The 26,408-nt window shown below is 63.1% G+C and carries 23 protein-coding genes; 14 read left to right on the top strand and 9 right to left on the bottom strand.

Features of this window, described 5'->3' with window-relative positions; genetic code table 11:
* The first annotated feature begins 176 nt into the window (after positions 1 to 176).
* From HU770_RS25480 to HU770_RS25465, 4 genes are all read left to right on the top strand, one after another.
* Positions 177 to 1,136 carry a PDR/VanB family oxidoreductase gene (locus tag HU770_RS25480; protein ID WP_186666211.1) on the top strand — a complete coding sequence of 320 codons (960 nt, stop codon included), beginning with the start codon at positions 177 to 179 and terminating at the stop codon, positions 1,134 to 1,136.
* Positions 1,137 to 1,247: 111 nt separating this feature from the next.
* Complete coding sequence (locus HU770_RS25475) at positions 1,248 to 2,492, top strand: OprD family outer membrane porin (RefSeq protein WP_033698740.1); 1,245 nt, start codon at positions 1,248 to 1,250, stop codon at positions 2,490 to 2,492.
* Positions 2,493 to 2,514: 22 nt separating this feature from the next.
* On the top strand, positions 2,515 to 3,822 hold the full coding sequence (locus tag HU770_RS25470; protein WP_238347559.1) for an MFS transporter: 1,308 nt from the start codon (positions 2,515 to 2,517) through the stop codon (positions 3,820 to 3,822).
* A gap of 90 nt (positions 3,823 to 3,912) precedes the next feature.
* Complete coding sequence (locus tag HU770_RS25465) at positions 3,913 to 5,271, top strand: MFS transporter (RefSeq protein WP_186666209.1); 1,359 nt, start codon at positions 3,913 to 3,915, stop codon at positions 5,269 to 5,271.
* Between the two features lie 270 nt (positions 5,272 to 5,541).
* Here the strand turns inward: HU770_RS25465 and catA are convergent, their stop codons facing one another.
* Genes catA through HU770_RS25450 form a run of 3 tightly spaced genes read right to left on the bottom strand, consistent with a single transcriptional unit; the run spans position 5,542 to position 7,964 of the window.
* Positions 5,542 to 6,477, bottom strand: coding sequence for a catechol 1,2-dioxygenase (gene catA, locus HU770_RS25460; protein ID WP_033698744.1), 936 nt, complete (start codon positions 6,475 to 6,477; stop codon positions 5,542 to 5,544).
* A 43-nt stretch (positions 6,478 to 6,520) separates the two neighbouring features.
* A complete protein-coding gene (catC, locus tag HU770_RS25455; RefSeq protein ID WP_033698745.1) occupies positions 6,521 to 6,811 on the bottom strand; it encodes a muconolactone Delta-isomerase in 291 nt (96 codons plus the stop codon).
* A 31-nt stretch (positions 6,812 to 6,842) separates the two neighbouring features.
* The gene (locus HU770_RS25450; RefSeq protein ID WP_186659952.1) at positions 6,843 to 7,964 is read right to left on the bottom strand and encodes a muconate cycloisomerase family protein; all 1,122 of its coding nucleotides are present in this window, start codon (positions 7,962 to 7,964) and stop codon (positions 6,843 to 6,845) included.
* Positions 7,965 to 8,098: 134 nt separating this feature from the next.
* Between HU770_RS25450 and HU770_RS25445 the strand changes: the two genes are divergently transcribed.
* From HU770_RS25445 to HU770_RS25435, 3 genes are all read left to right on the top strand, one after another.
* Positions 8,099 to 8,971 carry a LysR family transcriptional regulator gene (locus HU770_RS25445; RefSeq protein ID WP_186659950.1) on the top strand — a complete coding sequence of 291 codons (873 nt, stop codon included), beginning with the start codon at positions 8,099 to 8,101 and terminating at the stop codon, positions 8,969 to 8,971.
* A gap of 144 nt (positions 8,972 to 9,115) precedes the next feature.
* Positions 9,116 to 9,883: an SDR family NAD(P)-dependent oxidoreductase gene (locus HU770_RS25440; protein ID WP_186659949.1), complete on the top strand. Its 768-nt coding sequence runs from the start codon at positions 9,116 to 9,118 to the stop codon at positions 9,881 to 9,883.
* Positions 9,884 to 9,911: 28 nt separating this feature from the next.
* Positions 9,912 to 11,183, top strand: a complete 1,272-nt coding sequence (locus tag HU770_RS25435) for a D-arabinono-1,4-lactone oxidase (protein ID WP_186666207.1) — start codon at positions 9,912 to 9,914, stop codon at positions 11,181 to 11,183.
* A 59-nt stretch (positions 11,184 to 11,242) separates the two neighbouring features.
* Here HU770_RS25435 and HU770_RS25430 read toward each other — a convergent pair whose 3' ends face one another.
* Both HU770_RS25430 and eutH read right to left on the bottom strand, forming a co-directional pair.
* The gene (locus tag HU770_RS25430; protein ID WP_095063582.1) at positions 11,243 to 12,043 is read right to left on the bottom strand and encodes a helix-turn-helix transcriptional regulator; all 801 of its coding nucleotides are present in this window, start codon (positions 12,041 to 12,043) and stop codon (positions 11,243 to 11,245) included.
* A 116-nt stretch (positions 12,044 to 12,159) separates the two neighbouring features.
* Entirely contained in the window at positions 12,160 to 13,392 is a 1,233-nt protein-coding gene (gene eutH, locus HU770_RS25425) for an ethanolamine utilization protein EutH (protein WP_186659945.1), read from the bottom strand.
* Positions 13,393 to 13,576: 184 nt separating this feature from the next.
* Here eutH and HU770_RS25420 point away from each other — a divergent pair, with 184 nt between their 5' ends.
* Positions 13,577 to 14,908 (top strand): D-serine ammonia-lyase, encoded by a 1,332-nt coding sequence (locus HU770_RS25420; RefSeq protein WP_186666205.1) that lies wholly within the window; start codon positions 13,577 to 13,579, stop codon positions 14,906 to 14,908.
* On the opposite strand, the gene HU770_RS25415 is transcribed toward HU770_RS25420, so the two are convergent.
* Both HU770_RS25415 and HU770_RS25410 read right to left on the bottom strand, forming a co-directional pair.
* A complete protein-coding gene (locus tag HU770_RS25415) occupies positions 14,905 to 16,302 on the bottom strand; it encodes an amino acid permease (RefSeq protein ID WP_186666203.1) in 1,398 nt (465 codons plus the stop codon). The two genes, HU770_RS25420 and HU770_RS25415, sit on opposite strands and share 4 nt — an antisense overlap.
* Before the next feature lie 82 nt (positions 16,303 to 16,384).
* Complete coding sequence (locus HU770_RS25410) at positions 16,385 to 17,416, bottom strand: histone deacetylase family protein (protein WP_033698756.1); 1,032 nt, start codon at positions 17,414 to 17,416, stop codon at positions 16,385 to 16,387.
* Positions 17,417 to 17,539: 123 nt separating this feature from the next.
* Between HU770_RS25410 and HU770_RS25405 the strand changes: the two genes are divergently transcribed.
* Positions 17,540 to 18,022 carry an Lrp/AsnC family transcriptional regulator gene (locus HU770_RS25405; protein ID WP_186666201.1) on the top strand — a complete coding sequence of 161 codons (483 nt, stop codon included), beginning with the start codon at positions 17,540 to 17,542 and terminating at the stop codon, positions 18,020 to 18,022.
* Positions 18,023 to 18,062: 40 nt separating this feature from the next.
* On the opposite strand, the gene HU770_RS25400 is transcribed toward HU770_RS25405, so the two are convergent.
* Positions 18,063 to 18,974, bottom strand: coding sequence for a LysR substrate-binding domain-containing protein (locus HU770_RS25400; protein WP_186666199.1), 912 nt, complete (start codon positions 18,972 to 18,974; stop codon positions 18,063 to 18,065).
* Between the two features lie 98 nt (positions 18,975 to 19,072).
* On the opposite strand from HU770_RS25400, the gene HU770_RS25395 reads away from it, so the two are divergent.
* The 5 genes from HU770_RS25395 (at position 19,073) to HU770_RS25375 (ending at position 25,427) form a co-directional block, all read left to right on the top strand.
* On the top strand, positions 19,073 to 20,164 hold the full coding sequence (locus HU770_RS25395) for a tartrate dehydrogenase (RefSeq protein WP_186659937.1): 1,092 nt from the start codon (positions 19,073 to 19,075) through the stop codon (positions 20,162 to 20,164).
* 193 nt (positions 20,165 to 20,357) lie between these two features.
* Positions 20,358 to 21,956, top strand: coding sequence for a BCCT family transporter (locus HU770_RS25390; RefSeq protein WP_050506109.1), 1,599 nt, complete (start codon positions 20,358 to 20,360; stop codon positions 21,954 to 21,956).
* 127 nt (positions 21,957 to 22,083) lie between these two features.
* Positions 22,084 to 23,205, top strand: coding sequence for a ring-hydroxylating oxygenase subunit alpha (locus HU770_RS25385; RefSeq protein ID WP_186659935.1), 1,122 nt, complete (start codon positions 22,084 to 22,086; stop codon positions 23,203 to 23,205).
* A 76-nt stretch (positions 23,206 to 23,281) separates the two neighbouring features.
* Positions 23,282 to 24,253 carry a PDR/VanB family oxidoreductase gene (locus HU770_RS25380; RefSeq protein ID WP_186659926.1) on the top strand — a complete coding sequence of 324 codons (972 nt, stop codon included), beginning with the start codon at positions 23,282 to 23,284 and terminating at the stop codon, positions 24,251 to 24,253.
* Positions 24,254 to 24,347: 94 nt separating this feature from the next.
* Positions 24,348 to 25,427: a helix-turn-helix transcriptional regulator gene (locus HU770_RS25375; RefSeq protein ID WP_186659924.1), complete on the top strand. Its 1,080-nt coding sequence runs from the start codon at positions 24,348 to 24,350 to the stop codon at positions 25,425 to 25,427.
* A gap of 105 nt (positions 25,428 to 25,532) precedes the next feature.
* On the opposite strand, the gene HU770_RS25370 is transcribed toward HU770_RS25375, so the two are convergent.
* Positions 25,533 to 26,366, bottom strand: a complete 834-nt coding sequence (locus tag HU770_RS25370) for a helix-turn-helix transcriptional regulator (RefSeq protein ID WP_186666197.1) — start codon at positions 26,364 to 26,366, stop codon at positions 25,533 to 25,535.
* Positions 26,367 to 26,408 lie beyond the last annotated feature (42 nt).

Here is a 26,408-nt window from a genome sequence, read left to right as displayed (position 1 = left end):
CTGCGCGCAGAACGTGCGGGAGTTCCGCAAGGAAAGCCTCAAGCACTACAGCGCCGACCTGACCTACACCCTGGTGCGGGCGGCGGGCGGTTTCAAGATCCACCGCAAGGTCATCAGCCTGATCAACAGCGACGATACCCTTGCCGGTATCGGCTACATCCTCTAGGGCCACCGGCATGATCGACCCACTGCTCGAAGTGATCGTGCAAGCCCGCGAGGTGCAAGGCGGCGACGTGCTGGTGCTGGAGCTGGCCGCAGTCGACGGCCAGACCTTGCCGCGTTTTGCGGCGGGCGCCCACGTCGACCTGCACCTGGCACCCGGCCTGGTCAGGCAGTACTCGCTGTGCGGCGACCCCGCGCACACCAATGTCTACCGCATTGGCGTGCTCAAGGACAGCCAGTCCCGCGGCGGCTCGGTGGCGGCGCACGAGCACCTGCTGCCCGGCACGCCGATGCGCATCAGTGCGCCGCGCAACCTGTTCCCGCTGGCCGGCGACGCCACGCGCTCGCTGTTGCTGGGCGGCGGCATCGGTATCACCCCGATGATCGCCATGGCGCATGCCCTGCATGCCCAAGGGCAGCCGTTCGAACTGCACTACCGCGGCAGCTCGCGCAGCCGCTGCGCGTTCGTCGACGAACTGCTCGCCGCACCGTTTGCCGCCAGCGTGTTCACCCACTTCAGCGACGAAGGCCCTGAGCAGCAACTGGACCTGGCCCAGGTACTCGGCCCGGCTACGCCAGGTGTGCACCTCTATACCTGTGGCCCGGCGAGCTTCATGGACTGGGTGATCGAGGGCGCACGCCAGCAAGGCTACGACGACGCGCATATCCACCACGAGTACTTCCAGGCCGAGGTCGACACCTCGGGCGGCAGCTTCGAGGTGGTGGCCGCGCGCAGCGGCAAGACCGTGCAGGTGCAGCAGGGCCAGACCCTGACCGCAGCGCTGCGCAGCGTCGGCATCAAGGTCGAGGTGTCGTGCGAGCAAGGCGTGTGTGGCACCTGCCTGTGCGACGTGCTCGAAGGCCAACCCGACCACCGTGACCACTACCTGACCGACGAGGAGAAACACGCCAACGAACAGATCGTGTTGTGTTGTTCCCGGGCGCGCGGCAAGCGCCTGGTGCTGGATATCTAAAAAAACAAAAACAAATGCGTGACAGACAAGCGGGCGCAAGACCTGCAGCCCCTTCTGCCCAGTTGAACAACTGCCCAGGACTTGTACTGATCACACTTCCAGGATTACCCCATGGAACTCAAATGGCCGTTGCGTGCGAAACCGTTTTGCCTGTGTGTGGGCGCTGTATTACCCCTGACCTGCTTGGCCGACGTGGTGGATGACAGCCACCTCTCGCTCAATTTCAGAAACCTCTACCTGAACCGTAACTTCACCAACCCCAGTGCACCGGTGTCCAAGGTCGGCAACTGGTCGCAGGGCTTCGACCTGCAGTTCGAATCTGGCTACACCGATACCCCATTGGCAGTCGGCCTCGACCTCAATGGCCAGTACGCCTTACGCCTGGACGCCACCGGCAATGATGGCTCGCTACCCTACAGCCGCCATCGCCAGCAAGCCGCCGACGACTACAGCCGCGGAGGTGCGACGCTGAAGCTCAAGTACGCCAAGACCAAGGTGCTGATCGGTGACCAGAAACCCTTCTACCCAGTCGCCTCCAACGACCCCAGCCGCCAGCTCGACACCCTTTACCAGGGCGCGGTAATCGAATCACGCGACATCGACAACCTGACCCTGGTCGGCGGGCGCTTCTGGTCGATCGTCACCCGCGAGTCGTCCAACCACGAGCGCCTGTACCGCTACGGCACCCGCGACGACCAGGACAGTGATGGCCTGGACTTCGCCGGCGCCACCTATGCGCTGACCCCGGACCTGCAAGCCAGCTACTTCCATGGCGTGCTCAACGACATCTACAAGCAGGACTACGGTGGCATCAAGCACGCCCTGAAGTTTGCCGATGGTTACCAGTTGAAAACCGACGTCGGCTATTTCAACAACCGCGAAGACGGCGCCGCGCGCAGCGGCGCCGTGGATAACCGCGCCTACTTCGGCCTGGTCACCCTGGAAAAAAGCGGGCACATGCTGGGTCTCAGCTACCAGCGCATGACCGGCGACACCGTGTTCCCGACGCTCAACGGCTACGTGCCGCAGCTGTGGTTGCCGAACTGGGCAGGCCTGCCGTTCATTCGCCCGGACGAACGCAGCTGGTCGGTGCGCTACGGCTACAACTTCGCCGCCATCGGCCTGCCCGGGCTGAAGCTGTTCACCCGCTACATCAAAGGCACCGACATCGACCGCGGCCCGGGCCTTGCACGGGACCAGGAAAGCGAGCGCGACATCATGCTCAGTTATGTGGTCCAGAGCGGCCCGCTCAAGGACCTGGCCTTCGACCTCAAGAACATGCGTACCCAGCAACAGTACGGCAACGACTACAACGAGTATCGCCTGATCACTTCCTACACCTGGAAGTTCTGGTGACCGGCCCGCATGGAGATGGCTCATGAGTAACCTGAACACCAACATCACCCGTGATACCGACCCGCGCACCATGCGCCGCATCGTCATTGCCTCGGTCCTGGGCAACGCCCTGGAATGGTATGACTTCTTCCTCTATGGCACGGCGGCGGCGCTGATTTTCGCCCCGCTGTTCTTCCCCGCCGGCACCGACCCGGTGCTCGGCACCATGGCCTCGTTCGCGGGCTTCGCCGTGGGCTTTCTGGCACGCCCGCTGGGTGGCCTGATCTTCGGCCACATCGGTGACAAGGCCGGGCGCAAGAAGGCCCTGGTGATGACCCTGGCGATCATGGGTGCGGCAACCTTTGCCATGGGGTTGCTGCCCACCTTCGAGCAGGCCGGCTACCTGGCCCCCGCCTGCCTGGTCATCCTGCGCGTGCTGCAAGGCGTCGCCTCGGGCGGCGAATGGGGCGGCGGCGTGCTGCTGCTGAGCGAGAATGCACCCAAGGACCGGGTCGGGTTCTATGCGGCCTGGAGCCAGTTGGGTGTTTCCGGCGGGTTCGTGATGTCTGCCGCAGCGTTCTACCTGGTGCAGATGCTGCCGGTCGACGACATGATGAGCTGGGGCTGGCGGGTGCCCTTCTTGGCCAGCATCCTGATCTTTGGCGTGGGCGTGTACATCCGCCGCAGCCTGCCAGAGAGCAAGGCCTTCGTCGAAGAGCAGGCCCAGCAGGACAAACCCGAGCACATGCCGGCTATGGAAGTGCTGCGCAAGCACCCCAAGGCGGTGCTGCAGGCCATGGGTATCCGCATCGCCGAGAACGGCAGTGCCTACCTGTTCCTGGCCTTCACCATCGCCTATGCCAAGTTCACCGGGCTGGATACCCAGCTGGTGCTGGCCAGCGTGATGGTGGCGATGATCGTCGAGGCCGGCACCATCGTGTTCTGGGGCTGGCTGTCGGACATCATTGGCCGGCGGGTGGTGTATGCCATCGGCTCGGTCGGCTTGATGGTGCTGGCGTTCCCGTTCTTCTGGATGCTCGATACCCACTCACCCGTGTGGGTGTACCTGGCGGCGTTGCTGGGCATGGCCTTCTGTCACGGCGCCATGATCGGCACCCAGCCCGCGCTGATGGGTGAGCTGTTCCCGGCCAAGGTGCGTTATTCGGGGCTGGCCATGGGGCACGAGATTGCCTCGATCTTCTCGGGTGGCCTGGCGCCACTGGCGGCGACCGCACTGTTCAGTGTGTACAAGGACGCCTGGCCGGTGTCGGTGATGCTCATGGTGATGGGCGCGATTACCACCCTGGCGGTGATTTCCATCAAGCCACAGACCGCTGCAGAAAATAACTGACGGTAGCCCCCTTGGCAGGAGCAGCCTGCTCCTGCGATGAGGCCATCAGGCTTTCCACATCAGGGCTGTCCAAATCAGGAGCTCGCGTGCATGAACACCCTCACCCAAGCGCAACACCTCAAGCCAAGCAAAAAACGCTACGTCTACGAATGGTATGTGGTCCTGCTGTGCATGGTGGCCTACATTTTCTCGTTCGTTGACCGGCAGATCCTGGCCTTGATGATCGAACCGATCAAGGCCGACCTGCAACTGAGCGATACCCAGTTCAGCCTGCTGCACGGCCTGGCGTTCTCGCTGTTCTACGCCTTCATGGGCATGCCCATCGCCTACTTGGCCGACCGCTTCTCGCGGCCACGCATCATCGCGGTCGGGGTGATTTTCTGGAGCTTCGCCACGGCCGCCTGCGGCCTGAGCAAGAACTTCACGCAGATGTTCCTCGCTCGTATCGGCGTGGGGGTCGGCGAAGCGGCGCTGTCGCCTTCGGCCTACTCGATGTTCAGCGACCTGTTCCCCAAGGAGAAGCTCGGCCGCGCAGTGGGCATCTACTCCATCGGCTCGTTCGTCGGTGGTGGCATTGCCTTTCTGGTCGGCGGCTACGTGATAACCTTGCTCAAGGACGCACAAACCATCGAGGTGGCGTTCCTGGGCGCCATGAAGGCCTGGCAACTGGCGTTTTTCATTGTCGGCTTGCCCGGTGTGATCGTTGGCCTGTTGATCTGGCTGACGGTGCGCAACCCGGAGCGCAAGGGCGCGCAGCTGGATGCAGACGGTAACGTACGCAAAGTGAAACTCACCGATGGCCTGCGCTTCATCGGCCGTCACCGGGCGACCTTCAGCTGCCACTACCTGGGCTTCTCGTTCTACGCCATGGCACTGTTCTGCATGATGAGCTGGACACCCGCGCTGTACATCCGCAAGTTCGGCATGAGCCCTGAGCAGGCCGGTTTCATGCTCGGCACCATCTTGCTGGTGGCCAACACCACGGGGGTGGTATTCGGCGGTTGGCTGACCGACCACCTGGCCAAGCGTGGGCGCAGCGATGCGGCCATGCGCACCGGGGTGATTGGCGCGTTGGGCATGATCGTACCGGCCGTGCTGTATTCGCAGGTGGACCAGCTGTGGCTGTCGGTGACCTTGCTGGTGCCGGCCATGTTCTTCGCTTCGTTCCCTATGCCGGCGTCCACTGCAGCCATGCAGATCCTCTCGCCGAACCAGGTACGTGCGCAGGTATCGGCGGTGTTCCTGTTGATCAGCAACCTGCTGGGCCTGGGGTTGGGGACCACGTTGGTGGCGCTGATCACCGACCGCTACTTCGGTGTGCCGGCAGCCGTCGGTTCGTCGATGTCGATCGTCAGCTTCGCCGCGTCGTTGCTGGCCATCGTGCTGCTGGCCAAAGGCTGCAAGTGCTTCCGGCACAGCATGCAACGCGAGCATCCGGTCGGGGGCTGAGGGGTTGGGGGCACCGGGTGCCTGGCTTGGCATTTTCAGCGCCTATCAGATCGAGCGCCGCCCGCGCGGCGCTTCGCGGGGCAAGTCGGATCGCCGCACCGCCGCTCCCACATTTGTTTCAGGCCAGTGAGGCCTGTGGCATTTGCGCGCCACCGCCGTGTACCCACAAAAAAGCCCGGACCCTCCCCGCACGGAAAGGCCCAGGCACAAACGATAAATCCTGTAGAAACGCGCTTGCGGTCATCTCACAAGCGCACGCAACCCCTGATCTCAGCCGTCTTGCAAGGCACGCGGCCGATGGCTGCGGATTTCCGCCTCAGGCGCCTTGGCAGGCTGCAACTGGAAGTCGAACGCCAGCTCGGCAAAGCGGTCCCCTTGCACGCCTCGGTCACGCGCCGTCGCTGCATCCTCGACAAAGCGCAGGTCACCGATCAGCCCGTCGCGGGTGGCATAGGCAAAGTCATCCCACAGGTACTGATCACCCGCAAAGTTGATCTGCGTGGTCAGGTGGCGATGCCCCGGTGCCGAGATGAAGAAATGCACGTGCGCCGGGCGCTGGCCATGGCGGCCGAGCAGGTTCAGGCATTCCTGGGTCGGCCCTTGTGGGTCGCAGCCATAGCCGGACGGCACGATCGAGCGGGCGCGGTAGCGGCCTTCAGCATCGGTGATGATGCGCCGGCGCAGGTTGTACTCGGACTGGCTCGAATCGAAGTACGAGTAGGTGCCCTGGGTATTGGCGTGCCACAGGTCGACGGTAGCGCCCGCCAACGGCTTGCCCTCGGTGTCGAATACCTGGCCCTGCAGGAACATCACCACGCCCGGGTCGGTGCCGTCGTCCATGCGCGCTTCGCCTTGGCTGACAGGCGCACCGGCAACATACAGCGGGCCTTCGATGGTACGCGGGGTGCCGCCGGTGAGGCCGGCTTCGGCATCCTTGGCATCCTGCAGCAGGTCGATGAAGTGCTCGATACCCAGGCCCGCCGCCAACAGCCCTGCCTCATTGCGACCGCCCAGGCGGTTGAGGTAGTCCACGGCATGCCAGAACTCATCCTCGCTCACTTCCAGGTCTTCGATCAGGCGGGCAGTGTCCTGCAGCACGCGCAGGATGATCTGCTTGAAGCGCGGGTTACCCTCGGCGTGCCCAAGGCCTGCGGCCCTCTCGAAGAACGACTGGATCTCGGCAGTGTGGGAAATCTTCACGGTCATTTTGCTTACCTCGTATTGTTCTTGTCAGGTAGTCAGCGACGACTCAACGGTCGTCGCTGTGGATCGACGAAGGGTGCCGGCACAAGCCGTCCACTTCAATCTCCATGTAGGGGAACAGCGGCAGTTGCATCAGGGTATCGTGCAGGGCCTCGACGCTGGGGACGTCGAACACGCTGTAGTTGGCGTAGTGCCCGGCGATGCGCCACAGGTGGCGCCAGGTGCCATCGCGTTGCAGGCGCTGGGCCAGTTCCTTTTCGTCGGCCTTGAGCTGGGCGGCCTTGGCCGGGTCCATGTCGACCGGCAGTTTCACGGTCATCTTCACGTGGAACAGCATGCGGGTTCTCCTTAGGCGTTCAGTTTCAAGATCAGCGGCGGGCGAAGCGCGCCAGGCGCTGCTCGTCCAGGGTCAGGCCAAGGCCCGGTGTGTGTGGAATGTGCAGCTGGAAGTCGTGGTAGTGCGGTGGCTCGTTGACGATTTCTTCGGTCAGCAGCAGCGGCCCGAACAGCTCGGTGCCCCAGGTCAATTGGCGCAAGGTGAGGAACGCGTGGGCCGAAGCCAGGGTGCCGATCGAGCCTTCGAGCATGGTCCCGCCGTACAGGGCGATACCGGCTGCTTCGGCGATCTGCGCAGTGCGCAGCACCGCACGGGGGCCGCCGTTCTTGGCAATTTTCAGGGCGAAGATGCTGGCCGCGCCGTCGGCGGCCAGGCTGAAGGCGTCCTCGACGCTTTCGATCGATTCGTCAGCCATGATTGGCGCCGGGCTGCGCTGATTCAGGCGCACCTGGCCGCCACGGTTGATCCGCGAGATCGGCTGTTCGATCAGGTCGATGCCGTTGTCGCCCAGCACCTGGCAGGCGCGCAGGGCCTGGGACTCGTCCCAGTACTGATTGACGTCGACCCGCACGCTGGCGCTGTCGCCCAGCTCGCGCTTGATCGCCACCACGTGCTTGAGGTCCTGGTCCACCGGGTTGGCGCCGATCTTCAGCTTGAACACGCGGTGGCGGCGGATTTCCAGCATGTGCTGGGCTTCGGCGATATCGCGGGCGGTGTCGCCACTGGCCAAGGTCCAGGCCACTTCCAGGCTGTCACGCACGCGGCCGCCCAGCAGTTCGCTGACCGGCAGGCCCAGGCGCTTGCCCTGGGCATCGAGCAAGGCACTTTCGATACCCGACTTGGCAAAGGTGTTGCCCTTGGCCAGCTTGTCCAGCTTGAGCATGGCGGCATTGATGTTGTCTGCCGGCAGGCCGATCAGGGCCGGCGCCAGGTGCGCGTCGATGTTGGCCTTGATACCCTCGGGGCTCTCGTAGCCATAGGCCAGGCCACCGATGGTGGTGGCCTCGCCGATACCTTCGACGCCGTCGCTGCAGCGCAGGCGCAAGACCACCAGGGTCTGCTGCTGCATGGTGTGCATTGCCAGCTTGTGTGGGCGGATGGTCGGCAGGTCGACGATAATGGCGTCTACACGTTCGATCAGGGCGTTGGTCATGGTCGGCAGGTCCCGTCTGGTCGGGCCGCACACTGCGGGCCCGACACTGCATTTACTTGATTAATCAAGCATTGCGCGACAACCTGCCGGCCGTCCAATATCAAATGAATCTCCCACCATACCCTGGAGGTCTGATGGAGCTGCGCCACCTTCGCTATTTCAAGGTGCTGGCCGAAACACTGAACTTCACCCGCGCCGCCGAGCTGCTGCATATCGCCCAGCCGCCGCTGAGCCGACAGATCAGCCAGCTCGAAGACCAGCTCGGCACGTTGCTGGTGGTGCGTGAGCGCCCGCTGCGCCTGACCGAGGCTGGGCGGTTTTTCTACGAGCAGACCTGCACCGTGCTGCAGCAGTTGGAGAACATCAGCGACAACACCCGCCGCATCGGCCAGGGGCAACGCCAGTGGCTGGGCATCGGCTTTGCCCCCTCGACCTTGTACACCGTGCTGCCAGAGCTGATCCGCGAGTTGCGCCAGGACAGCGAGCTGGAGCTGGGCTTGAGCGAGATGACCACGCTGCAGCAGGTCGAGGCGCTCAAGAGTGGCCGCATCGATATCGGCTTCGGCCGTATTCGTATCGATGACCCGGCCATCCTCCAGCAGGTGCTGTGCGAAGACCCACTGGTCGCGGTGTTGCCCAAGGGTCACCCGCTGACGGGCAACCCACTGACCCTCGCCCAACTGGCCAAGGAGCCCTTCATCCTCTACCCGGCCAACCCCCGGCCCAGCTACGCCGACCATGTGCTGGCACTGTTCGCCCATCACGGCATGACCCTGAAGATCAGCCAATGGGCCAACGAACTGCAGACCGCCATCGGCCTGGTCGCGGTCGGGCTCGGCGTTACCCTGGTGCCGGCTTCTGTGCAACAGCAGCACCGCACCGACATCGCGTATGTCGGCTTGCTCGACAGCAGTGCCGTCAGCCCGATCATTCTCAGCCGTCGCAAGGGCGATGTGAGCCCGATCGTGCAGCGCTGCCTGGCGTTGATTGCCCAACAGACCCCCTGACCTGCCCCGTATACCCTTCGGTATATGGATGTTCCCGTTGAAGTGTTTCATGCTCCGACACGCGATCGCACAGTGCCGAGGCATCACAAACACTCAATAGAAAACCATTGCTGCGCCGGCTTCCGGCGCAGCGCGGAGTCGAACATGACGGGACGTCTCAATGGCAAGGTCGCGCTGATTACAGGCGGCGCGGGAGGGTGCGGGTTGGCCGCATCGCAACTGTTCGCGGCAGAGGGGGCGCGGGTCGGTATCGTCGACTTGCCGGGCAGCAAAGGCGCCGAGGTGGCTCGGCAATTGCGCGATGCCGGCCATCACGTGCTGTTCGCACCCGCCGATGTGTCCGACGCGCAGCAGGTCAAAGCCGCAGTCGCGGCCGTGGAACAAGCGTTCGGGCCAATCACCGTGTTGCTCAACCACGCCGGCATCCTGGCCGCCGTGCCCTTCCTGGAAACCAGCGAAGAAGAGTGGGACCGGATCATGGCCGTGAACGTGAAAAGCATGTTCCTGGTCACCAAGGCGGTATTGCCGGGCATGCTCTCGGCAGGCGGTGGCAGCATCGTCTGCACGTCGTCGATTTCGGCGGTGGTGGGCACGCCCATGGAGGTGCTGTATTGCACCAGCAAAGGCGCCACGCACATGTTCGCCAGGGCCATCGCCGTGGAGTTCCGCGACCGCGGCATCCGTGCCAACGCGATCTGCCCAGGCTTCATCGCCACCGACCACGGCCTGCGCGAAATCGCCATGCTGCGCAAGCACGGGGTGGATGTCAGCGAACACGCGATCGCCGCCGCCCAGGGGCGCTTGTGCCAACCCTCGGAGGTGGCCACCGCGGCCTTGTTCCTGGCCAGCGACGATGCCAGTTTCGTCAACGGCACCCACCTGTTTGCCGACAACGGCTACACCGCCATCTGATCACAATAATAATGGGCAGGAGAGCAACGTGAGCACCTCATCGAACAACATGCACATCAACGAGTTCGGGCTCGACCAGGCGCACTGGCGCAACTGGGCGGGCAACCAGTCGTGTATCCGCGCGGCACGTGGCGCCCCCTCCAGCGAAGACGAGCTGTGCACCCTGGTCAGCCAGGCGAGCGCCAATGGCATGAACGTGCGCGTGGCGGGTTCCGGGCATTCGTTTACCCCGGTGGCGCTGACCAACGGCCTGCACCTGTCGCTGGGCAACATGAGCGGTGTGCGCCACATCGACCTTGAGCAAAAACGCGTTACCGCAGCCGCCGGCACCACCATCAACGCCTTCGGCAAGGCGCTGCGGGCGGCCGGCCTGTCGATGGTCAACCAGGGCGACATCGACAGCCAGTCGATCGCCGGCGCCCTGACCACGGGCACCCACGGCACCGGCCTGACCTTGGGCAACCTGGCTTCTTCGATCGTTGGCCTGAAGCTGGTTCAACCCAACGGCGAGATCATCGTGGTGGATGAAAGTACGCCCGACTTGCTGCAGGCGAGCCGAGTATCGCTGGGCGTGCTGGGGATCGTGTCAGAGCTGACCTTGCAGGTGACCGACAGCTTTAACCTGCACGAACGCATCTGGCGTGAAGACTTCGAAAGCGTGATGGACAAGCACGATGAACTGGCGCGCACGCACCGCCACTTCAGCTTCTTCTGGTGCCCCTACGAGCAGAGCCGGCACTGCTACTGCCTGCCGGACACGGCGGCAACCTCCACCAGTGGGCGCACCTCCGATGTGTGCGAGGTGAAAGTCATGGACATCACCGACCGCCCGGCCTGGGAAAGCGAATTCGAGAAAGTCGCCTACAGCTCGGACGTGTACCCGATCGAGTACCTGCCCAACTTCCATGAACTGGAATATGCCGTGCCCCTCCGGCACAGCAAGGAAGCCTTGCGGGCGGTGCGCAAGCTGATGCTCGAGGACTTCCCCGAGGCGATCTACCCCATCGAGTACCGCTTCACCGCCGGCGACGGCGCCTGGATGAGCCCGTTCTTCGAGCAGGACAGCGTGACCATTTCGGTGTCTGGCCAGCCGGGCACCGACTATTGGGACTACCTGCGTGCGGTCGACCAGATCCTGCGCGCATACGGCGCTCGGCCGCACTGGGGCAAGCTGCACTTCCTGACCGGTGACGACGTCAGTGCCCTCTACCCCCGTGCCCAGGATTTTCGCAACCTGCGCCGCCAGCTCGACCCCCAGGGTATCTACCTGAGCGAGCACCTCAGCCCGCTGTTCAAGTAAGCCGCAACGCTTGGCACAACGCCCGAGGCAGCCCCTCGGGCGTTGTGCGTTTCAGGCGTTCAGGCCTTGGCCAGGTAATCGATGAACAGGCGAAACAGTTCGGCGTTGGTGGAGATCTCCAGCCGCTGGTAGATATTGTGCTTGTGCACTTTCACCGTGCCATCCGAGATGTTCAGTTGCCTGGCAATCGACGCATTGCTGTGCCCCTGCAACAGCAACTTGGCGATGTAGCGCTGGGTCTCGGTCAACTGCCCCTGCAAAATCTCGACAAAGGCATCTTCCAGCACCCCGCCCTCGGCAGGCGCATCGCGCAGGTAATCGGCGTAGCGCAGCCGACAATGCTGGCCCAGCACCGAGGCCAGCACGGGCGCCATGGCAGCCAGCACCTGCATGTCGTCTTCGCTGAAGCTGCCACTGCTGAGGTTGCGCATCAGCGAGTAGACGACGGCCACCTGAGGCCGCAGCGCAATGATGAACCCCACCTCCTCCACCGAGGTGCCGTAGTCGGACGACACGCACGGGTGGATGTCCTTGGAGATGGAAAAGCCTGAAGCATAGAAACTGTCGGGCGCCAGCTCGCTCATGCGCCAGAGCCCGCCCGGGTGCTCGTTGACACAGGCGACATAGAACGGGTCGAGCAGGTAGCCGCCCCGCACGTAGGCGTTCAGCGTGCGCTCGGACACCGAATCGTTGTAGCCGTTATGCACCAGCAGCGCATGCTGGTTGAACTTGAACAGATAACCACAGCTCATCTCGAATGCCAGTTTTGCCCGTAAGAGCGCATCGATGGCCGGCCCCAAAGCGTCCGTGCCGATCGCATCGATCACCGCCGCCAGCCTGTTCGCTTCTTCCAATGTCATCACTCACCCCGCTGTCGTGCACACAAGCCCCTGGGCAACTTACCGCCCTGCACCGCAAAAAGCACAAAATCCGGGGCGCCCAGGGCGCTCCGGATCATGTCGGTGACGTTTTTCGGTCAGGACGGTTCGGCGGCTACCTTGTAGGCACTGGCGGCATCGTCCTCGCGCCCCATCTCCACAGCCTTGGGTACGGCCAGCCAACTGGCGAGCAGCATGGCGAACAGGCCACCGCTGAGCTTGCCGATGATCAGCGGCAGAATCAGCGAGGGCTGGAAGTTGGCGGAGAAGGCCATGTGGTCGCCGAAGGTGAAGGCGGCGCACACCGAGAAGGCGATCACCAGCACCTTGTCCTTGGGCGGCATCTCGCTCACCAGCCTGAACATGGCCAGAATGTTGGCCGAGGCGGCCAGCACCCCGGCGGCGCCGACCCCGGACATGCCGAACCGCGAGGCGACCCGCTCGATGGGCCGTGCCAGAAAGCGCTTGAGCAGGTGCACCATGGGGAACGCCCCACACAGCATCAGGCCAACGTAGCCGGCAATTTCCAGCGCGCGGAACTGGTCGTCAGCATCAGCGATGATCGGGGCGAAGCCCCAGCTACCGAACACAGCGCTGAAAAAGCCGGTGAAGTACTGGACGATGGAGGCCACCAGCACCAGCACCACACCGATATACATGAACTGACCGAGCTTGAGGAACACGTACACCATCAGCGTCGGGAAGTAGCGCAGCGCGGCGGCCAGCACGATACAGAACAGAATCAACGGCATCAGGTTGCGCACCAGCATCGGCCAGGTGAAATGCAGCGCCTGGGTGGCCGCGCCGGTGGTGGCGATGTCCGGCCGCACCTCCAGGCCGAGCAGTTGCATGGTCATGGCGATTACCATGATGCTGACGGGAATGGTCAACAAGCCGGCCATGATCCCCAAGGCCATGTACTTGTGGTCGACCTTGCGCAGCATGGCCAGCCCCACCGGGATCACGAAGATGATCGTCGAACCGGACTGGAAGCCGGTGATCAGGCCGAGGATCCAGCCTTCCGGGCTTTGCGCCAGGGCCTTGGCCAACTGGTAGCCGCCCATGTCAGAGGCGATGAAGATCGGCCCGGCAATCCCTGGGTCGGCGCCCAACGCCAGGAACAGCGGCGCGATGAGCTGGCTGATGCCTGCGGATATGTACGGGATTGCCGCCATGATGCCGGCCACGGGGATGAAGATCGGGCCAATGCTGTGCAGGCCGGCGATGAATTCCTGGCCCAGTTCACCCTCCGGGTTGTAGATGGATGCCACGGCGCCCAGTACCGCGCACACCATGATGACGTAGATGACATAGGTGCCGATGTTTTCCATTTGCCGCCTCATTCTTGTAAGCGTTATAGGGTTGGCAGGACTGAAAGACACGGGGGCGTAATTGTTTTTATCGCGCATGCAAGGTGCGCCCCGTCGACGGTTAAGCTATTCGGCAGGCAGCGGGCTGTCCATATACCGGGAGGTATATGCAGTTCCCCGACAGCAACAGCACAGGAGCAATGGAATGATTCACGGCAAAACGCTAGACGCCTGGTACGCCTCCCACCCCTTGGTCGAGGACCTGGTGGCACTGCGCGAAACCTGCTGGTTCAACCCTGGCATCGCGCCAACCGCTGAGGCCTTGGAAGACGTCGGCCTGACTGCCGCCGACGTGCACGCAGCCAGTGCCCGGCTGCTGCGCTTCGCTCCGTACCTGGCCACGGTGTTCCCAGACACCGCCGCCTCTGGCGGCATCATCGAATCACCGATTCGCCCGCTGCCAACCCTGCAGCACGCCTTGCAGCAAGCAGCCGGCCTTGCGCCCAGCGGCTCACTCTGGCTCAAGGCCGACAGCGAGCTACCCATCTCTGGCTCGATCAAGGCCCGCGGCGGCATCCACGAAGTGCTCAAGCATGCTGAAGACCTGGCGCTGGCGGCCGGCCTGATCACCCTGGACAGCGATTACCGGGTACTGGCCAGCGACCCAGCCCGGCAGTTCTTCAGCCAGTACAAAGTGGCCGTCGGCTCCACCGGCAACCTGGGCCTGTCGATCGGCATCATGAGTGCCCGGCTGGGCTTCCAGGCCACGGTGCACATGTCTTCCGATGCGCGGCAGTGGAAAAAGGACAAGCTGCGCGCCAACGGCGTGAACGTGGTCGAGTACCCGTCCGACTACAGTGTTGCGGTGGAGCAAGGCCGCCAGCAGGCCGCGGCAGACCCTGCGTGCTACTTCGTCGATGACGAAAACTCGCCGCACCTGTTCCTCGGTTATGCCGTGGCAGCCGAACGCTTGCTGGGCCAATTCAACGCCGCCGGTATCAAGGTCGACGCCGAGCACCCGCTGTTCGTCTACCTGCCCTGCGGCGTGGGCGGCGGGCCTGGCGGAGTGGCGTTTGGCTTGAAGCTGGTGTTTGGCGACCATGTGCACTGCCTCTTTGCCGAGCCGACCCATTCGCCCTGCATGTTCCTTGGCGTTTACACTGGCCTGCATGACCAGACCAGCGTGCAGGACTTCGGCATCGACAACGTCACCGCCGCCGACGGCCTGGCGGTGGGCCGCCCTTCCGGTTTCGTCGGCAAGGCCATGCAACGCTTGCTGGATGGCTACTACACGGTAACGGACGAGCGTCTGTACCAACTGTTGGTACTGGCCCATGACCTGGAGCAGGTACGGCTGGAGCCCTCGGCGCTGGCCGGCATGCCCGGCATGTTGCAGGTGCTGCAAGCGCCGCAGTACCTGGCGCGCAGGGGGCTGACGGCGCAACGCATGGCCAACGCTACGCACCTGGTGTGGGGCACCGGTGGCAGCATGGTGCCGGATGAGGAGTATGCCGCCTACTTGGCCAAGGGGCGCTAAGCCGTGCGCCGGCGATAGGCCAGCAGCAGGAAGACGAACCACAACGGCATCACGCACAGCGCCATCCGCGTATCCGGCTCCAGGGCCAGCAACACCAGCACGAAGCAGAGGAAAACCAGCGACGTGACGGCCATGGGCACGCCACCCGGCAGCTTGAACGTCGACGCCTGGTGCGCGGCCGGGTTGCGCTTGCGGTAGGCGAGGTACGCGGCAAGAATCATCGACCAGGTGAAGATCACCAGGATCGCCGAGATGGTCGAGATCAGCGTGAACACCGTCATCACCTCGGGGATGATGAACAGCAAGGCCAACCCGGTCAGCATGCACACCCCGGAGAACAGCAAGCTGTACACCGGCACGCTGAGTGCCGAAAGCCTGGCGAAGATGGCCGGTGCGTTACGCCGCTCGGCGAGGCCGAAGAGCATCCGGCACCCGGAATAGACGCCGCTGTTGGCTGAGGACGCCGCCGAGGTCAGCACCACGAAATTGAGCATGCCGGCGGCAGCCGGGAAGCCGGCCAGCAGGAACAGCTCGACGAAGGGGCTGCGGTTGGCCGGTACTTCTGCCCACGAAACCACGCTGATGATGCACACCAGTGCCAGGATGTAGAACAGCAGGATGCGCAAGGGAATGGTGTTGATGGCCTTGGGCAGCGAGCGGTGCGGGTTCTTTGCCTCGGCCGCAGTGGTACCGATCAGCTCGGTGCCGGCGAAGGAAAACACGGCAATCTGGAACCCTGCAAAAAAGCCGCTGATGCCATGGGGCAGCACCGCGCCTGGGGCCACCACATTGGCAAGCGAGGCGACCACCCCATTGGGTGATACATAGGCAGTGGCGATCATCACGGCTGCAGTGATGATCAGCAGGACGATGGCGACGATCTTGATGATCCCGAACCAGAACTCCACTTCGCCGAAGATTCGCACCGCCAGCATGTTCAGGCCCAGCAGCACGAACAGGGTGAGGAACGCCGGTATCCAGGCGGGCACGTCCGCATACCAGTACTGGAAGAACCCGGCCACGACCACCACGTCACCGACCACCGCCACACTCCAGCTCAACCAGTACGACCAGCTCAGCACGAAGCCTGCACGCGGCCCCAGGTAATGGGCGACGATGTCGGCGAAAGATTTGAAACGCAGGTCGGATAACAGCAGTTCGCCCATCGCCCGCATGACGAAGAACACAAAGAACCCCAGGATCGCGTAGACCAGCAGGATGGAGGTGCCGGACAACGCGATGACCTTGCCCGACCCCATGAACAAGCCGGTGCCGATGGCGCCACCGATGGATATCAACTGGATGTGGCGGTTTTCCAGCGTGCGTTTCAGGTGCCCGTCACGGGGCGAATCTGCAGGTTTGCTTTGCTCAAGGCTTGCGGACATGTCTTGCATGAGCGACCTCTTTTTATTGTTGGAATGGGTGCCTGGGGCAAGGCCCGCACAGGCCTTGCCCCGGTGCTATTTGCACGTGCTATCAACAGGCGCTTTCGAAACCTTGCAGGGTGTTGACGGCATTGATGCCGATTTCGTCGACCATGTAGCCGCCCTCCATCACGAACAGCGTCGGGATACCCGCACGGGCGATCTCGGCGCCCAGGCGCAGGAAGTCTTCGCTGGTGAGCTTGAAGTGGCTGATCGGGTCGTCCTCGAAGGTATCGACGCCAAGGGATACGACGAGAAAGTCGGGCTGGTGCGCGACAACGCGCTTGAGCGCCTCCTGCAAGGCCTGCCGATACTGCGCCCAGGCGGTGCCCTTGTTCAGCGGGTAGTTGGCAGTGAAGCCCTCGCCCGCCCCCGAGCCCTGTTCGTGGGCATAGCCGGAGAAGTACGGGTAGCAGAAGTGCGGGTCACCGTGGATCGACGCGAAGAACACATCGGGGCGGTCGTAGAAAATGTTCTGCGTGCCGTTGCCGTGGTGAAAGTCCACGTCCAGCACGGCCACCCGCTGCGCGCCCTGGCTCAGGCAGCGTTCGGCGGCGATGGCGGCATTGTTGAGGTAGCAGTAGCCGCCCATGTACTCACGGGCCGCATGGTGCCCGGGTGGGCGACACAAGGCGAAGGCGCTGTGCGCGCCATCGATGACCCGTTGCATGCCGGTCAGGGCCACGTTGGCGCTGCTGCGCACGGCCTCCCAGGTGCCGCCGGTAATCGGCGCGCCGGCGTCCATGGCGTAGAAGCCCAGCTTGCCGTCGATGAAGCCCGGTTCTCGGTCGATGGCCAGGTCGCGCACTGGCCATACCAGCGGTAGCGCATCATGGGTCTTGCCGGTGGCCGTCCATTCTGCCCAGGCATTTTCCAGAAAGCTCACGTAGCGCTCGCTGTGCGCCGCGACGTAGCAGGCACGGTCGAAGGCCTGCTCGGCGATGACATCGCCCAGGCCCGTGGCCTGGACACGAGCCAGCACCGTGTCGGCACGCTGGGGGTTTTCGAATGAGGGTGTGATCGCCCCGTCCTTGAGCTCGGAGCCATGGTGCAAGCGATGATTGTGGCTAAAGACTGTCAGCACGCGAATGTCCTTTTTCAAGGTGTTATCGGATAACCAATTTTCGCGAGAGAGCAGTGAAAATGCTTTGCTTTATGCTCAGGCAAACCGGATGCTTGAGCAAAATATTCAGCCGGTAGCCACAAGATGAGCAAAGCTTTTGCTTACGAAGAACTGGACGAGGTAGACCGCGAGCTGCTGCGCTTGCTGCAGGAGGACGGCACCTTGTCCAGCGCCGCCCTGGGCGAGCGCTTGTCGATGACCGTCACGCCCTGCTGGCGCCGGCGCAAGCGCCTGGAGGAGTTGGGGCTGATCAAGGACTACCAGGCCAACCTGGACCGCAAGAAACTGGGGTATGACGTCATGGCGTTTGCCCTGGTGCGCTTTGGCAACCATTCGGCCGAAGCGCCTGATGACTTCGAGCAGGTGATCTTGAAGCTGCCGCAGGTGTTGTCGTGCCACAAGGTGACGGGTGAGGCTGACTATGTGCTGACGGTGCTGGCGACCGACCTGGAGAGCTATGGGCGCTTTGTCGAGGAAGTGTTGCGCCGGCAACCGGGCATTGCTTCGATTCAGTCGAGCTTGGCCTTGCGGGAAATCAAGGCGGTTAGCCGGGTGCCTGTCAGGTAAGGGCGATGGGGGGGGCGGGTGCATGCCCCACCCCCACCCCCTACTCCGGCAAGCTATACCGCTCGGCAAAATACCGCCGGAAGAACTCAACCGCCACCCGCACCTTGGCCGAGCTTGCCAGTGGCGAGGTGTACACGGCCCAGATATCCGCCGGCTGGTGATAGTCCGCCAACACCTGCACCAGCCGCCCGTCCAGCAAGCTGTCGTGCACATCCCACCAGGACCGCAGCAAGATCCCGCGCCCATCCAGGCACCACTGGTGGGCCACCTCGCCGTGGTTGCTCGACAAGCCCCCGGTCACCCGCACGCTCTCTTCGCCATCAGGGCCCTCCAGCTGCCAGATACCAAACGGGTGGTCACGTTCCTTGATCACCAGGCAGTCATGGCTGCCCAGGTCGGCCAGCACTTTCGGCGTGCCGTGGCGCGCCAGGTAGCCAGGCGCGGCACAGAGTACCCGGCGGTTCCTGGCCAGGCGCTTGGCGATCAGGTTGGGCGCAATGGTATTGCCCACGCGGATGTCCAGGTCGACCCCCTCTTCGATCAAGTCCACCAGACGGTCATGCACATCCAGGCGAATATCCAGACGTGGGTAGCGCTCGGCCAGCCCCGACAAGGCCGGCGCCACAAACCGCCGACCCAGGCCCAAACTGCTGGCAATGCGCAGTTGCCCCGCCGGTTCGCGGTGCTGGGCGCTGATGTCATCCCCCATGCGCTGCACCGCGTCGAAAATCTGCAGCGCCCACTGGTACACCCGCTCGCCCTCCTCGCTGACCGTCACCCGCCGGGTGGTGCGGTGCAACAAGCGCACCTCGAGGTTTTGCTCAAGCAGGCGAATGCGTTTGCTGATGTACGCCGCCGACATGCCCAACTCGTCAGCCACCGCAGCAAAGCTGGCGCGTTTGGCCACCAGGAGGAAGATATTGAGGTCGTCGAGGCTAGGCAGATTATTCACACTTCGTGTTCCAAGAATCCATGAATGGCTAGATTATCTCCGATTCAAGGCCTTATAGCATGGCCCGCACCTGTTCCCTAGACAACGAGTGCGCCCCCATGAGCAAGACATTCAGAATTGCAGCAATCCCTGGCGATGGCATCGGCATCGAAGTACTGCCAGAAGGCATCCGCGTGGTCGAGGCTGCCGCCCGCAAGCATGGCCTGGACATCAGTTTCGAATTCTTCGAGTGGGCCAGTTGCGATTACTACCTGGCCCACGGCAAGATGATGCCGGACGACTGGTTCGAGCAGCTGAAGGGCTTCGACGCCCTCTACTTCGGCGCGGTCGGCTGGCCAGACAAGGTACCGGACCACATTTCCCTGTGGGGTTCGCTGCTCAAGTTCCGCCGTGACTTCGACCAGTACGTGAACATTCGCCCGGTGCGCCTGTTCCCGGGCGTACCCTGCCCGCTGGCAGGCCGCGAGCCCGGTGACATCGACTTCGTGGTGATCCGCGAGAACACCGAAGGCGAATACTCGTCCCTGGGCGGGCGCATGTTCGAAGGCACCGAGAACGAGTTCGTGCTGCAGGAATCGGTGTTCACCCGCCGCGGTGTCGACCGCATTCTCAAGTACGCATTCGATGTCGCGCAAACCCGCGAGCGCAAGCACGTTACCTCGGCGACCAAGTCCAACGGCATGGCCGTGAGCATGCCGTACTGGGACGAGCGCACGGCGGCCATGGCTGCCAATTATCCGGAAATCAGCTGGGACAAGCAGCACATTGATATCCTCTGCGCCCGCTTCGTCCTGCAACCGGACCGCTTCGACGTGGTGGTGGCCTCGAACCTGTTCGGCGACATCCTGTCCGACCTCGGCCCGGCCTGCGCCGGCACCATCGGCATCGCCCCGTCGGCCAACCTCAACCCCGAGCGCAAGTTCCCGTCCCTGTTCGAACCGGTACACGGCTCGGCACCGGACATCTTCGGCAAGAACATCGCCAACCCGATCGCGATGATCTGGTCCGGTGCGCTGATGCTCGAGTTCCTCGGCAACGACGGCGCCGACCCGCGCTACCGTGCGGCCCACGATGACATCCTCACGGCCATCGAACAGGTCATTGCCGCCGGTGACACCACCCGCGACATGGGCGGGCAGAAGTCCACCCAGGACGTCGGCCGGGCCATCACGGCCTTGATCGAAGCCTGACCCGGCCGGGCCGATTAGCACACGTGTCTGACAATCGGCCCTCCCCCTCTTGCGAGCGGCGCGGATTAAATGCAAAATCTGTTAACCATTAGATGTACGTTAACCTTTAGTTAACAGCCAAGGAAGGAGTGGTACTGCAACACCCCGGATGCCTGCCGGGTATAACAAGTACGCCAACGTCCAGGAGACGATGATGTCGCACAAGAATAAAAAGATTGATGTGTTCCTGATTACCATGAGCCTGATCGCCGTGCTGCTCACGGTGCTGGGCCTTGCAATGTTCCCCGCCGAAGCCGAACACGCGGCCAACCAGCTGTTCGAACTGTCCACCCGTACCTTTGGCACCAGTGTCCAGGTGCTGGTGTTCGGTAGCACCCTGGCCGTGCTGTACCTGGCCTTCAGCAAGTACGGCAATATCCGCCTGGGCAGTGGCAAACCCGAGTACGCCACCGCGACCTGGGTGTTCATGTTCATCTGCGCCGGCATGGGTTCCTCGACCCTGTACTGGGGCGTGATGGAATGGGCCTACTACTACCAGACTCCCGGCCTCAACATCGCCGCAGCCACCCCCAAGGCGCTCGAGTACAGCATTGGCTATTCGTTCTTCCACTGGGGCGTCAGCGCCTGGTCGATCTATGCCCTGGCCTCGCTGGCCATGGCTTATCACTTCCACGTGCGCAAGAAGAGCGGCCTGAACCTGGCCTCGATCATCGAAGCGGTGACCGGTTTCAAGGCCACCGGCCCCGTTGGCCGCAGCGTCGACCTGATCTTCCTGCTGACCATGATGGGCGCCCTGACGGTATCGCTGGCACTTACCGCCTCGACCTTGACCCGCGGCCTGCATGACCTCACCGGCACCCCCGACACCTTCACCGTGCAATTGCTGGTGATCGGTGCCGTCGCGGTGATGTTCTCGCTCAGCTCCTACATCGGTATCGATGGCGGCCTGCAGCGCCTGAGCAAGATGGTGTGCATCGGCGCGCTGGTATTTGCCGCCGTCATCCTGCTGGTTGGCCCGACGCAGTTCACCATCAACAATACGGCCAACTCGATTGGCCTGATGATCCAGAACTACGTGCACATGAGCCTGTTCACCGACCCGGCCGGCGACGGTGCCTTCACCCGCAACTGGACGGTGTTCTACTGGCTCTGGTGGGTGTCGTACGCACCGGGCGTGGCGATGTTCGTGACCCGCGTGTCGCGCGGCCGGCAGATCAAGGAAGTGGTCATGGCCCTGCTGATGGGCGGCAGCTTCGGTTGCTGGTTCTTCTTCGGCGCGCTGGAAAGCTACAGCATGCACCAGTTCATCACCGGTGCCATCGACGTGCCGAAAATGCTCAGTGAACAAGGCGGCGAATCGGCCGTGACGCACCTGTTGCTGGCCTTGCCATGGGGCCAGGTGTTCCTGGGTGTGTACCTGTTCATCATGGCGATCTTCTGCGCCTCGCACATGGACGCCGCCGCGTATGCGGTAGCGGCCACCAGCACCCGCAACCTGCGCGAAGGCGATGACCCGACACCGACCCATCGCCTGTTCTGGTGCGTGGTGCTGACCCTGGTGCCACTGGCCATGCTGTTCGCCAAGGCATCGCTGTCGACCATGAAAACCGCGGTGGTACTGACGGCGATCCCGTTCATGGTGATTCTGCTGGTGAAGATATACGGCTTCTTCAAGTGGATGTTCGAAGACTACGGCCAGGTCTCGGCCTACCGCATCGAGGAAGAGGCAGCGCGCCTGGCCGGTGAAACACCTGCCGAGCATGCCCCGCGCAGTGCCGCCGCCGTGCATTGAAACAAGTGAACTGAACTGGCCTGTGTGGGGCGGCCTCGCCCCACGACGGCAAATTTTTTTGCCCGGCTTGTTAACCAATAGATACGTGTTAACCAATAACTATAAACCGAGCTTGTGAGATCCCGTCATGAATGACTTCAAACGCCTGCCCGCCGATTTCTGTGCGAACGCCGAAGAGGCGTTCACTATCCCTGCCAGCTTCTACACCCAGGCCTCGGTTTTCGAGCACGAGAAGGAAGCCATCTTCGCGCGCAGCTGGATCTGTGTCGGCCACCGCAGCGAAGTGGCGCAGAACAATGCCTACATCACCCGCGAAGTGATTGGCGAGAGCATCATCGTGGTGCGCGGTCGTGACAGCGTGCTGCGCGCGTTCTACAACGTCTGCCCGCACCGCGGCCACCAGCTGCTCAGCGGCAGCGGCAAGGCCAAGAACGTCATCACCTGCCCGTACCACGCCTGGACCTTCAAGCTCGACGGCGAGCTCGCCCACGCCCGTAACTGCGACAACGTGGTGAACTTCGACAAAGAGAACTCCACCCTGGTGCAGCTGCGCGTCGAAGAATACGCAGGCTTCATCTTCATCAACATGGACATGGACGCAGGCTCGGTCGAAGACCAGCTGCCGGGCCTGCAAGCGCGCATGCGTGAAGCCTGTGGCGTGATCGACGACCTGCACCTGGCCGCACGTTTCGTCAGCGACACCCCGGCCAACTGGAAGTCGATCGTCGACAACTACCTTGAGTGCTACCACTGCGCCCCTGCCCACCCCGGCTTCTCCGATTCGGTAGACGTCGGCCAGTACAGCCACAGCATGCATGGCAACTGGACCCTGCAGTACGGCCTGGCAAAACCGTCGGAGCAGTCGTTCACCTTCGATGAAAGCGTGAAAGACCCGTCCTTCGCCGGCTTCTGGGCCTGGCCGTGCACCATGTTCAACGTGCCGCCAGGGGCCAACTTCATGACCGTGATCTACGAGTTCCCGGTGGATGCGGAAACGACCCTGCAGCACTACGACATCTACTTCCTCAACACGGACATCACCGAGGAACAGCAGAAGCTGATCGACTGGTACCGCGAAGTGTTCCGCCCAGAAGACCTGCGCCTGGTCGAAAGCGTGCAGAAGGGCCTGAAATCCCGCGGCTACCGTGGCCAGGGCCGGATCATGGCCGACCGCGAGCGCAGCGGCATGAGCGAGCACGGCATTGCCCACTTCCACAACCTGATCGCCGTGGCCCACCTCGACGATTGATCGCTACCGCTTGAGTCATTTGCACGTACTGGTGCGCGGCACGGCCTGCCGCGCACCCTGGCAGTCGAGGTGAACCATGGCCAACAAATATGAAATGTTCAGCGTGTGCGTGACCGAAGTGGAACAGGCCACGCCGCTGATCAAGCGCTTTACCCTGGCCCGCGAAGATGGCGCGGCGATGCCGGCCTTCACCGGTGGCAGCCATGTCATCGTGCAGATGCAGGGTGCCGACGGCAGCCAGTTCAGCAACGCCTACTCGTTGATGAGCGACCCGCGCGATACCCGCAGCTACCAGATTGGCGTGCGCCTGGAAGAACAATCCAAGGGCGGCTCGGCGTTCATGCACCAGCAGGTGCAGGTCGGCACCCGCCTGACCATCTCCTCGCCCAACAACCTGTTCGCCCTGGACCCAGCGGCCGGCCGCCATGTGCTGATTGCCGGCGGCATCGGCATTACCCCCTTCCTGGCACAACTGCACGAGCTCGAAGGCGGCGCCGCCGACTACGAACTGCACTACGCCTTCCGCGCCCCGGAACATGGCGCGTTCCAGGCCCAGCTGGCCAACGGCCCGCATGCCGACAACACCCACTTCTACATCGATAGCCTCGATCGCAAGCTTGACCTGGCGGCCTTGTGCGCGGGCCTGGATGCGTCCGCGCACCTGTACGTGTGCGGCCCCAAACCACTGATCGATGCAGTCATCGCCTGCGCCGCCAAGGCCGGCATTGCCGAGCAACGCGTGCATTGGGAGCAGTTTGCCGCAGCCCCGGTGACCGGTTCGGCATTCACCGTGGTGCTGGCGCAGTCGGGCATCGAGTTGCAGGTGGAAGAAGGCATGACCATTCTTCAGGCCATCGAGAAGTCCAAGGCCGCCAAGGTCGAATGCCTGTGCCGCGAAGGCGTCTGCGGCACCTGCGAAACCGCCATCCTGGAAGGCGAAGCCGAGCACTTCGACCAGTACCTGAGCGATGACGAAAAGGCCGCCCAACAGAGCATCATGCTGTGTGTGTCGCGGGCACGCTCGGCACGCCTGGTGCTGGACCTGTAACGCGCGATCGGGGCCGCAGGGTTTCACCGTCAACCAAAAGTTGACAGCTTGAGTATACTGGCAGGCTCTTGGCCCCGATCAGGACACCCTGCCGATGTTGGAAAACAGCTTTGCCTTTCGCCTCAAGGAACTGCTCGAGCATCACAAGCTGACCCTGCAAGCCGTGGGCACGGCCCTGGGTATTTCCCGCACGGCGGTGCACAAATGGACCCGCGGCGGGGAGATCGACTACGACAACCTGCGTAAATTGGCCGACTTTCTCAAGGTCAACTGGATCTGGCTGCGCTATGGCGACGAAGCCTTGCAGAACATCCAGCAGCCACAGGTGGTCGAGTTGCCGATGACCGACCTGCGCAGGCGCTACACCGCCGAAATCATGGAAAGCGAAACACGCATGAAACTGGCCCAGGAAGGTGCGCGTATCGTGACCTGGGAATGGAACCTGATCAGCGACGAGGTCACCTATTCGCCAAACGTCGAACAGGTGTATGGCTGGCCAGTGCACCGCAACGAAGACTTCTGGCGCCATCTGCCAGATGAAGACGTGGCGCACATGCAGGCGATGTACGCCCAGGCCGTCGCCGAGGGCAGTGGCTGCGAGTGTGATTTCCGTATCACCCGGCCTGAGGGTGAAGTGCGCTGGATTTCCTCCCGCGCCACGGTGGTACGCGACAGCGCCGGGCGCTCGGTGAAGATGGTCGGCATCAGCATGGACAACACCGAGCGCCAGGTTGCCCAGCAGGCGTTGCGCAACAGCGAAGAACGCTTTCGCGCGATCTTCGAGCTGGCCTGGGGTGCCCTTGCCTACATCGACCCGGACGGCACCTGGCAGCGGGTCAACAACAGCCTCTGCGAGATGCTCGGCTACCGCGCCGAAGAGCTGTACGCCATGACCTTCCAGCACATCACCCATGCCGACGACCTGGCGCTGAACCTGCAATTGCTGGCGCGCATGCTGGCGGGTGAAACCGAGCGCTACGAGGTGGAAAAACGCGTGCGCCACAAGAGCGGCGAATACATCTGGGTGCGCGCCCGCACCTCGCTGCAGCGCCGCGACAACGGTGAGCCGGAGCACCTGATCAGCGTGTTTGAAGACATCACCGCCGAGCGGCAGGAGCATGAGCGGTTGCAGGCGCACATTGCGGCGCTGGAGGCGAAGCTGATGGGTTTGTGAGGGCTGCCAGGTGTTTGACGTGAGGTTTGTGGCGCCTATGAGATCGAGCGCCGCGCGGGCGGCGCTCGATCTCATAGGCGCCACAAACCTCACGTAATACACTTATCAGCTCGCAACCGCCCCCTGCCGTAACCAGTCGATAAAGCGCGCAAACAACTCCGACTGTGAATTGATCTCAAGCTTCAGATACAGGTTCTTGCGGTGCATCCGCACCGTCTCCGGTGAAATCCCCAGCTGCACCGCCGTGGACTTCACCGAATGCCCCCGCAAGATCATGTGCGCCACCTCTCGCTCCCGATCGGTAAGCACCTGGCAACCAAAACTCTCGAACGCCGCCTGAACGCTGCCGCGTTCGGCCGAAGCCGTGGCGGCTTCAAGGTTGTAACGGGCATAACGCCCCAGCACTTCGCGCACCATCGGCTCGACCGCCCGCAGCAAGTCGATCTGCCCGCTGCTCAAGCGCGTGCCACTGCACCCCTGGAACAGGCTGAAGGACAACTTGCGTTCCTGGCTGAGGTCGACGATGTAGTAGCTGTCTTCGCTGCAGCCGGTGCCCAGGTAATAGGCCTTGTAGTAGTCGCTGTCGAAGAAGTGGTCCGGGGCGATTTCTTCGAGGTGATAGAACCCCTCGGCCAGGCCTCTCTGCACGGCCAGGCAAAAGGGGTCGAGCAGATAGCCGGCGGCGAAATAGCGCTCCAGCACCGCAGCACGGTGCACTTCGGGGATGCCCTGCTGATACAGCAGCCGCGGTGCCTGCCCCTGGCATTCGAGGCTGATCATCATCGACTCCACCTGCACCAGTTCGCCAATCGCGGCAGCGACGTAGTGCAGGGCTTCGGCCGTTTCGCTGTGGCTCAGGGCACGCTGCAGCGCCGCATGCCACTGCTGCAGTGCCCCCAGCGAAAGGGTGAGCGGTGTGTCGGGAGAGGCTTGGGTCATGCCCGGCAGTCTAGCCTGCCAGGTACGCCCACGCACAGCCCT

This window comes from Pseudomonas sp. SWRI68, assembly GCF_014269165.1.
Lineage (GTDB): Bacteria > Pseudomonadota > Gammaproteobacteria > Pseudomonadales > Pseudomonadaceae > Aquipseudomonas > Aquipseudomonas capeferrum.
Note: the sequence above shows the minus strand (reverse complement) of the source record. Positions and strands in the feature narration are given on the sequence as shown.

Excerpts from the sequence above, each read along its gene's own strand:
- HU770_RS25480 (WP_186666211.1), top strand. The coding sequence starts at position 177 with ATGATCGACCCACTGCTCGAAGTGATCGTGCAAGCCCGCGAGGTGCAA.
- HU770_RS25475 (WP_033698740.1), top strand. The coding sequence starts at position 1,248 with ATGGAACTCAAATGGCCGTTGCGTGCGAAACCGTTTTGCCTGTGTGTG.
- HU770_RS25470 (WP_238347559.1), top strand. The coding sequence starts at position 2,515 with ATGAGTAACCTGAACACCAACATCACCCGTGATACCGACCCGCGCACC.
- HU770_RS25465 (WP_186666209.1), top strand. The coding sequence starts at position 3,913 with ATGAACACCCTCACCCAAGCGCAACACCTCAAGCCAAGCAAAAAACGC.
- catA (WP_033698744.1), bottom strand. The coding sequence starts at position 6,477 with ATGACCGTGAAGATTTCCCACACTGCCGAGATCCAGTCGTTCTTCGAG.
- catC (WP_033698745.1), bottom strand. The coding sequence starts at position 6,811 with ATGCTGTTCCACGTGAAGATGACCGTGAAACTGCCGGTCGACATGGAC.
- HU770_RS25450 (WP_186659952.1), bottom strand. The coding sequence starts at position 7,964 with ATGACCAACGCCCTGATCGAACGTGTAGACGCCATTATCGTCGACCTG.
- HU770_RS25445 (WP_186659950.1), top strand. The coding sequence starts at position 8,099 with ATGGAGCTGCGCCACCTTCGCTATTTCAAGGTGCTGGCCGAAACACTG.
- HU770_RS25440 (WP_186659949.1), top strand. The coding sequence starts at position 9,116 with ATGACGGGACGTCTCAATGGCAAGGTCGCGCTGATTACAGGCGGCGCG.
- HU770_RS25430 (WP_095063582.1), bottom strand. The coding sequence starts at position 12,043 with ATGACATTGGAAGAAGCGAACAGGCTGGCGGCGGTGATCGATGCGATC.
- eutH (WP_186659945.1), bottom strand. The coding sequence starts at position 13,392 with ATGGAAAACATCGGCACCTATGTCATCTACGTCATCATGGTGTGCGCG.
- HU770_RS25420 (WP_186666205.1), top strand. The coding sequence starts at position 13,577 with ATGATTCACGGCAAAACGCTAGACGCCTGGTACGCCTCCCACCCCTTG.
- HU770_RS25415 (WP_186666203.1), bottom strand. The coding sequence starts at position 16,302 with ATGCAAGACATGTCCGCAAGCCTTGAGCAAAGCAAACCTGCAGATTCG.
- HU770_RS25405 (WP_186666201.1), top strand. The coding sequence starts at position 17,540 with ATGAGCAAAGCTTTTGCTTACGAAGAACTGGACGAGGTAGACCGCGAG.
- HU770_RS25395 (WP_186659937.1), top strand. The coding sequence starts at position 19,073 with ATGAGCAAGACATTCAGAATTGCAGCAATCCCTGGCGATGGCATCGGC.
- HU770_RS25390 (WP_050506109.1), top strand. The coding sequence starts at position 20,358 with ATGTCGCACAAGAATAAAAAGATTGATGTGTTCCTGATTACCATGAGC.
- HU770_RS25385 (WP_186659935.1), top strand. The coding sequence starts at position 22,084 with ATGAATGACTTCAAACGCCTGCCCGCCGATTTCTGTGCGAACGCCGAA.
- HU770_RS25380 (WP_186659926.1), top strand. The coding sequence starts at position 23,282 with ATGGCCAACAAATATGAAATGTTCAGCGTGTGCGTGACCGAAGTGGAA.
- HU770_RS25375 (WP_186659924.1), top strand. The coding sequence starts at position 24,348 with ATGTTGGAAAACAGCTTTGCCTTTCGCCTCAAGGAACTGCTCGAGCAT.
- HU770_RS25370 (WP_186666197.1), bottom strand. The coding sequence starts at position 26,366 with ATGACCCAAGCCTCTCCCGACACACCGCTCACCCTTTCGCTGGGGGCA.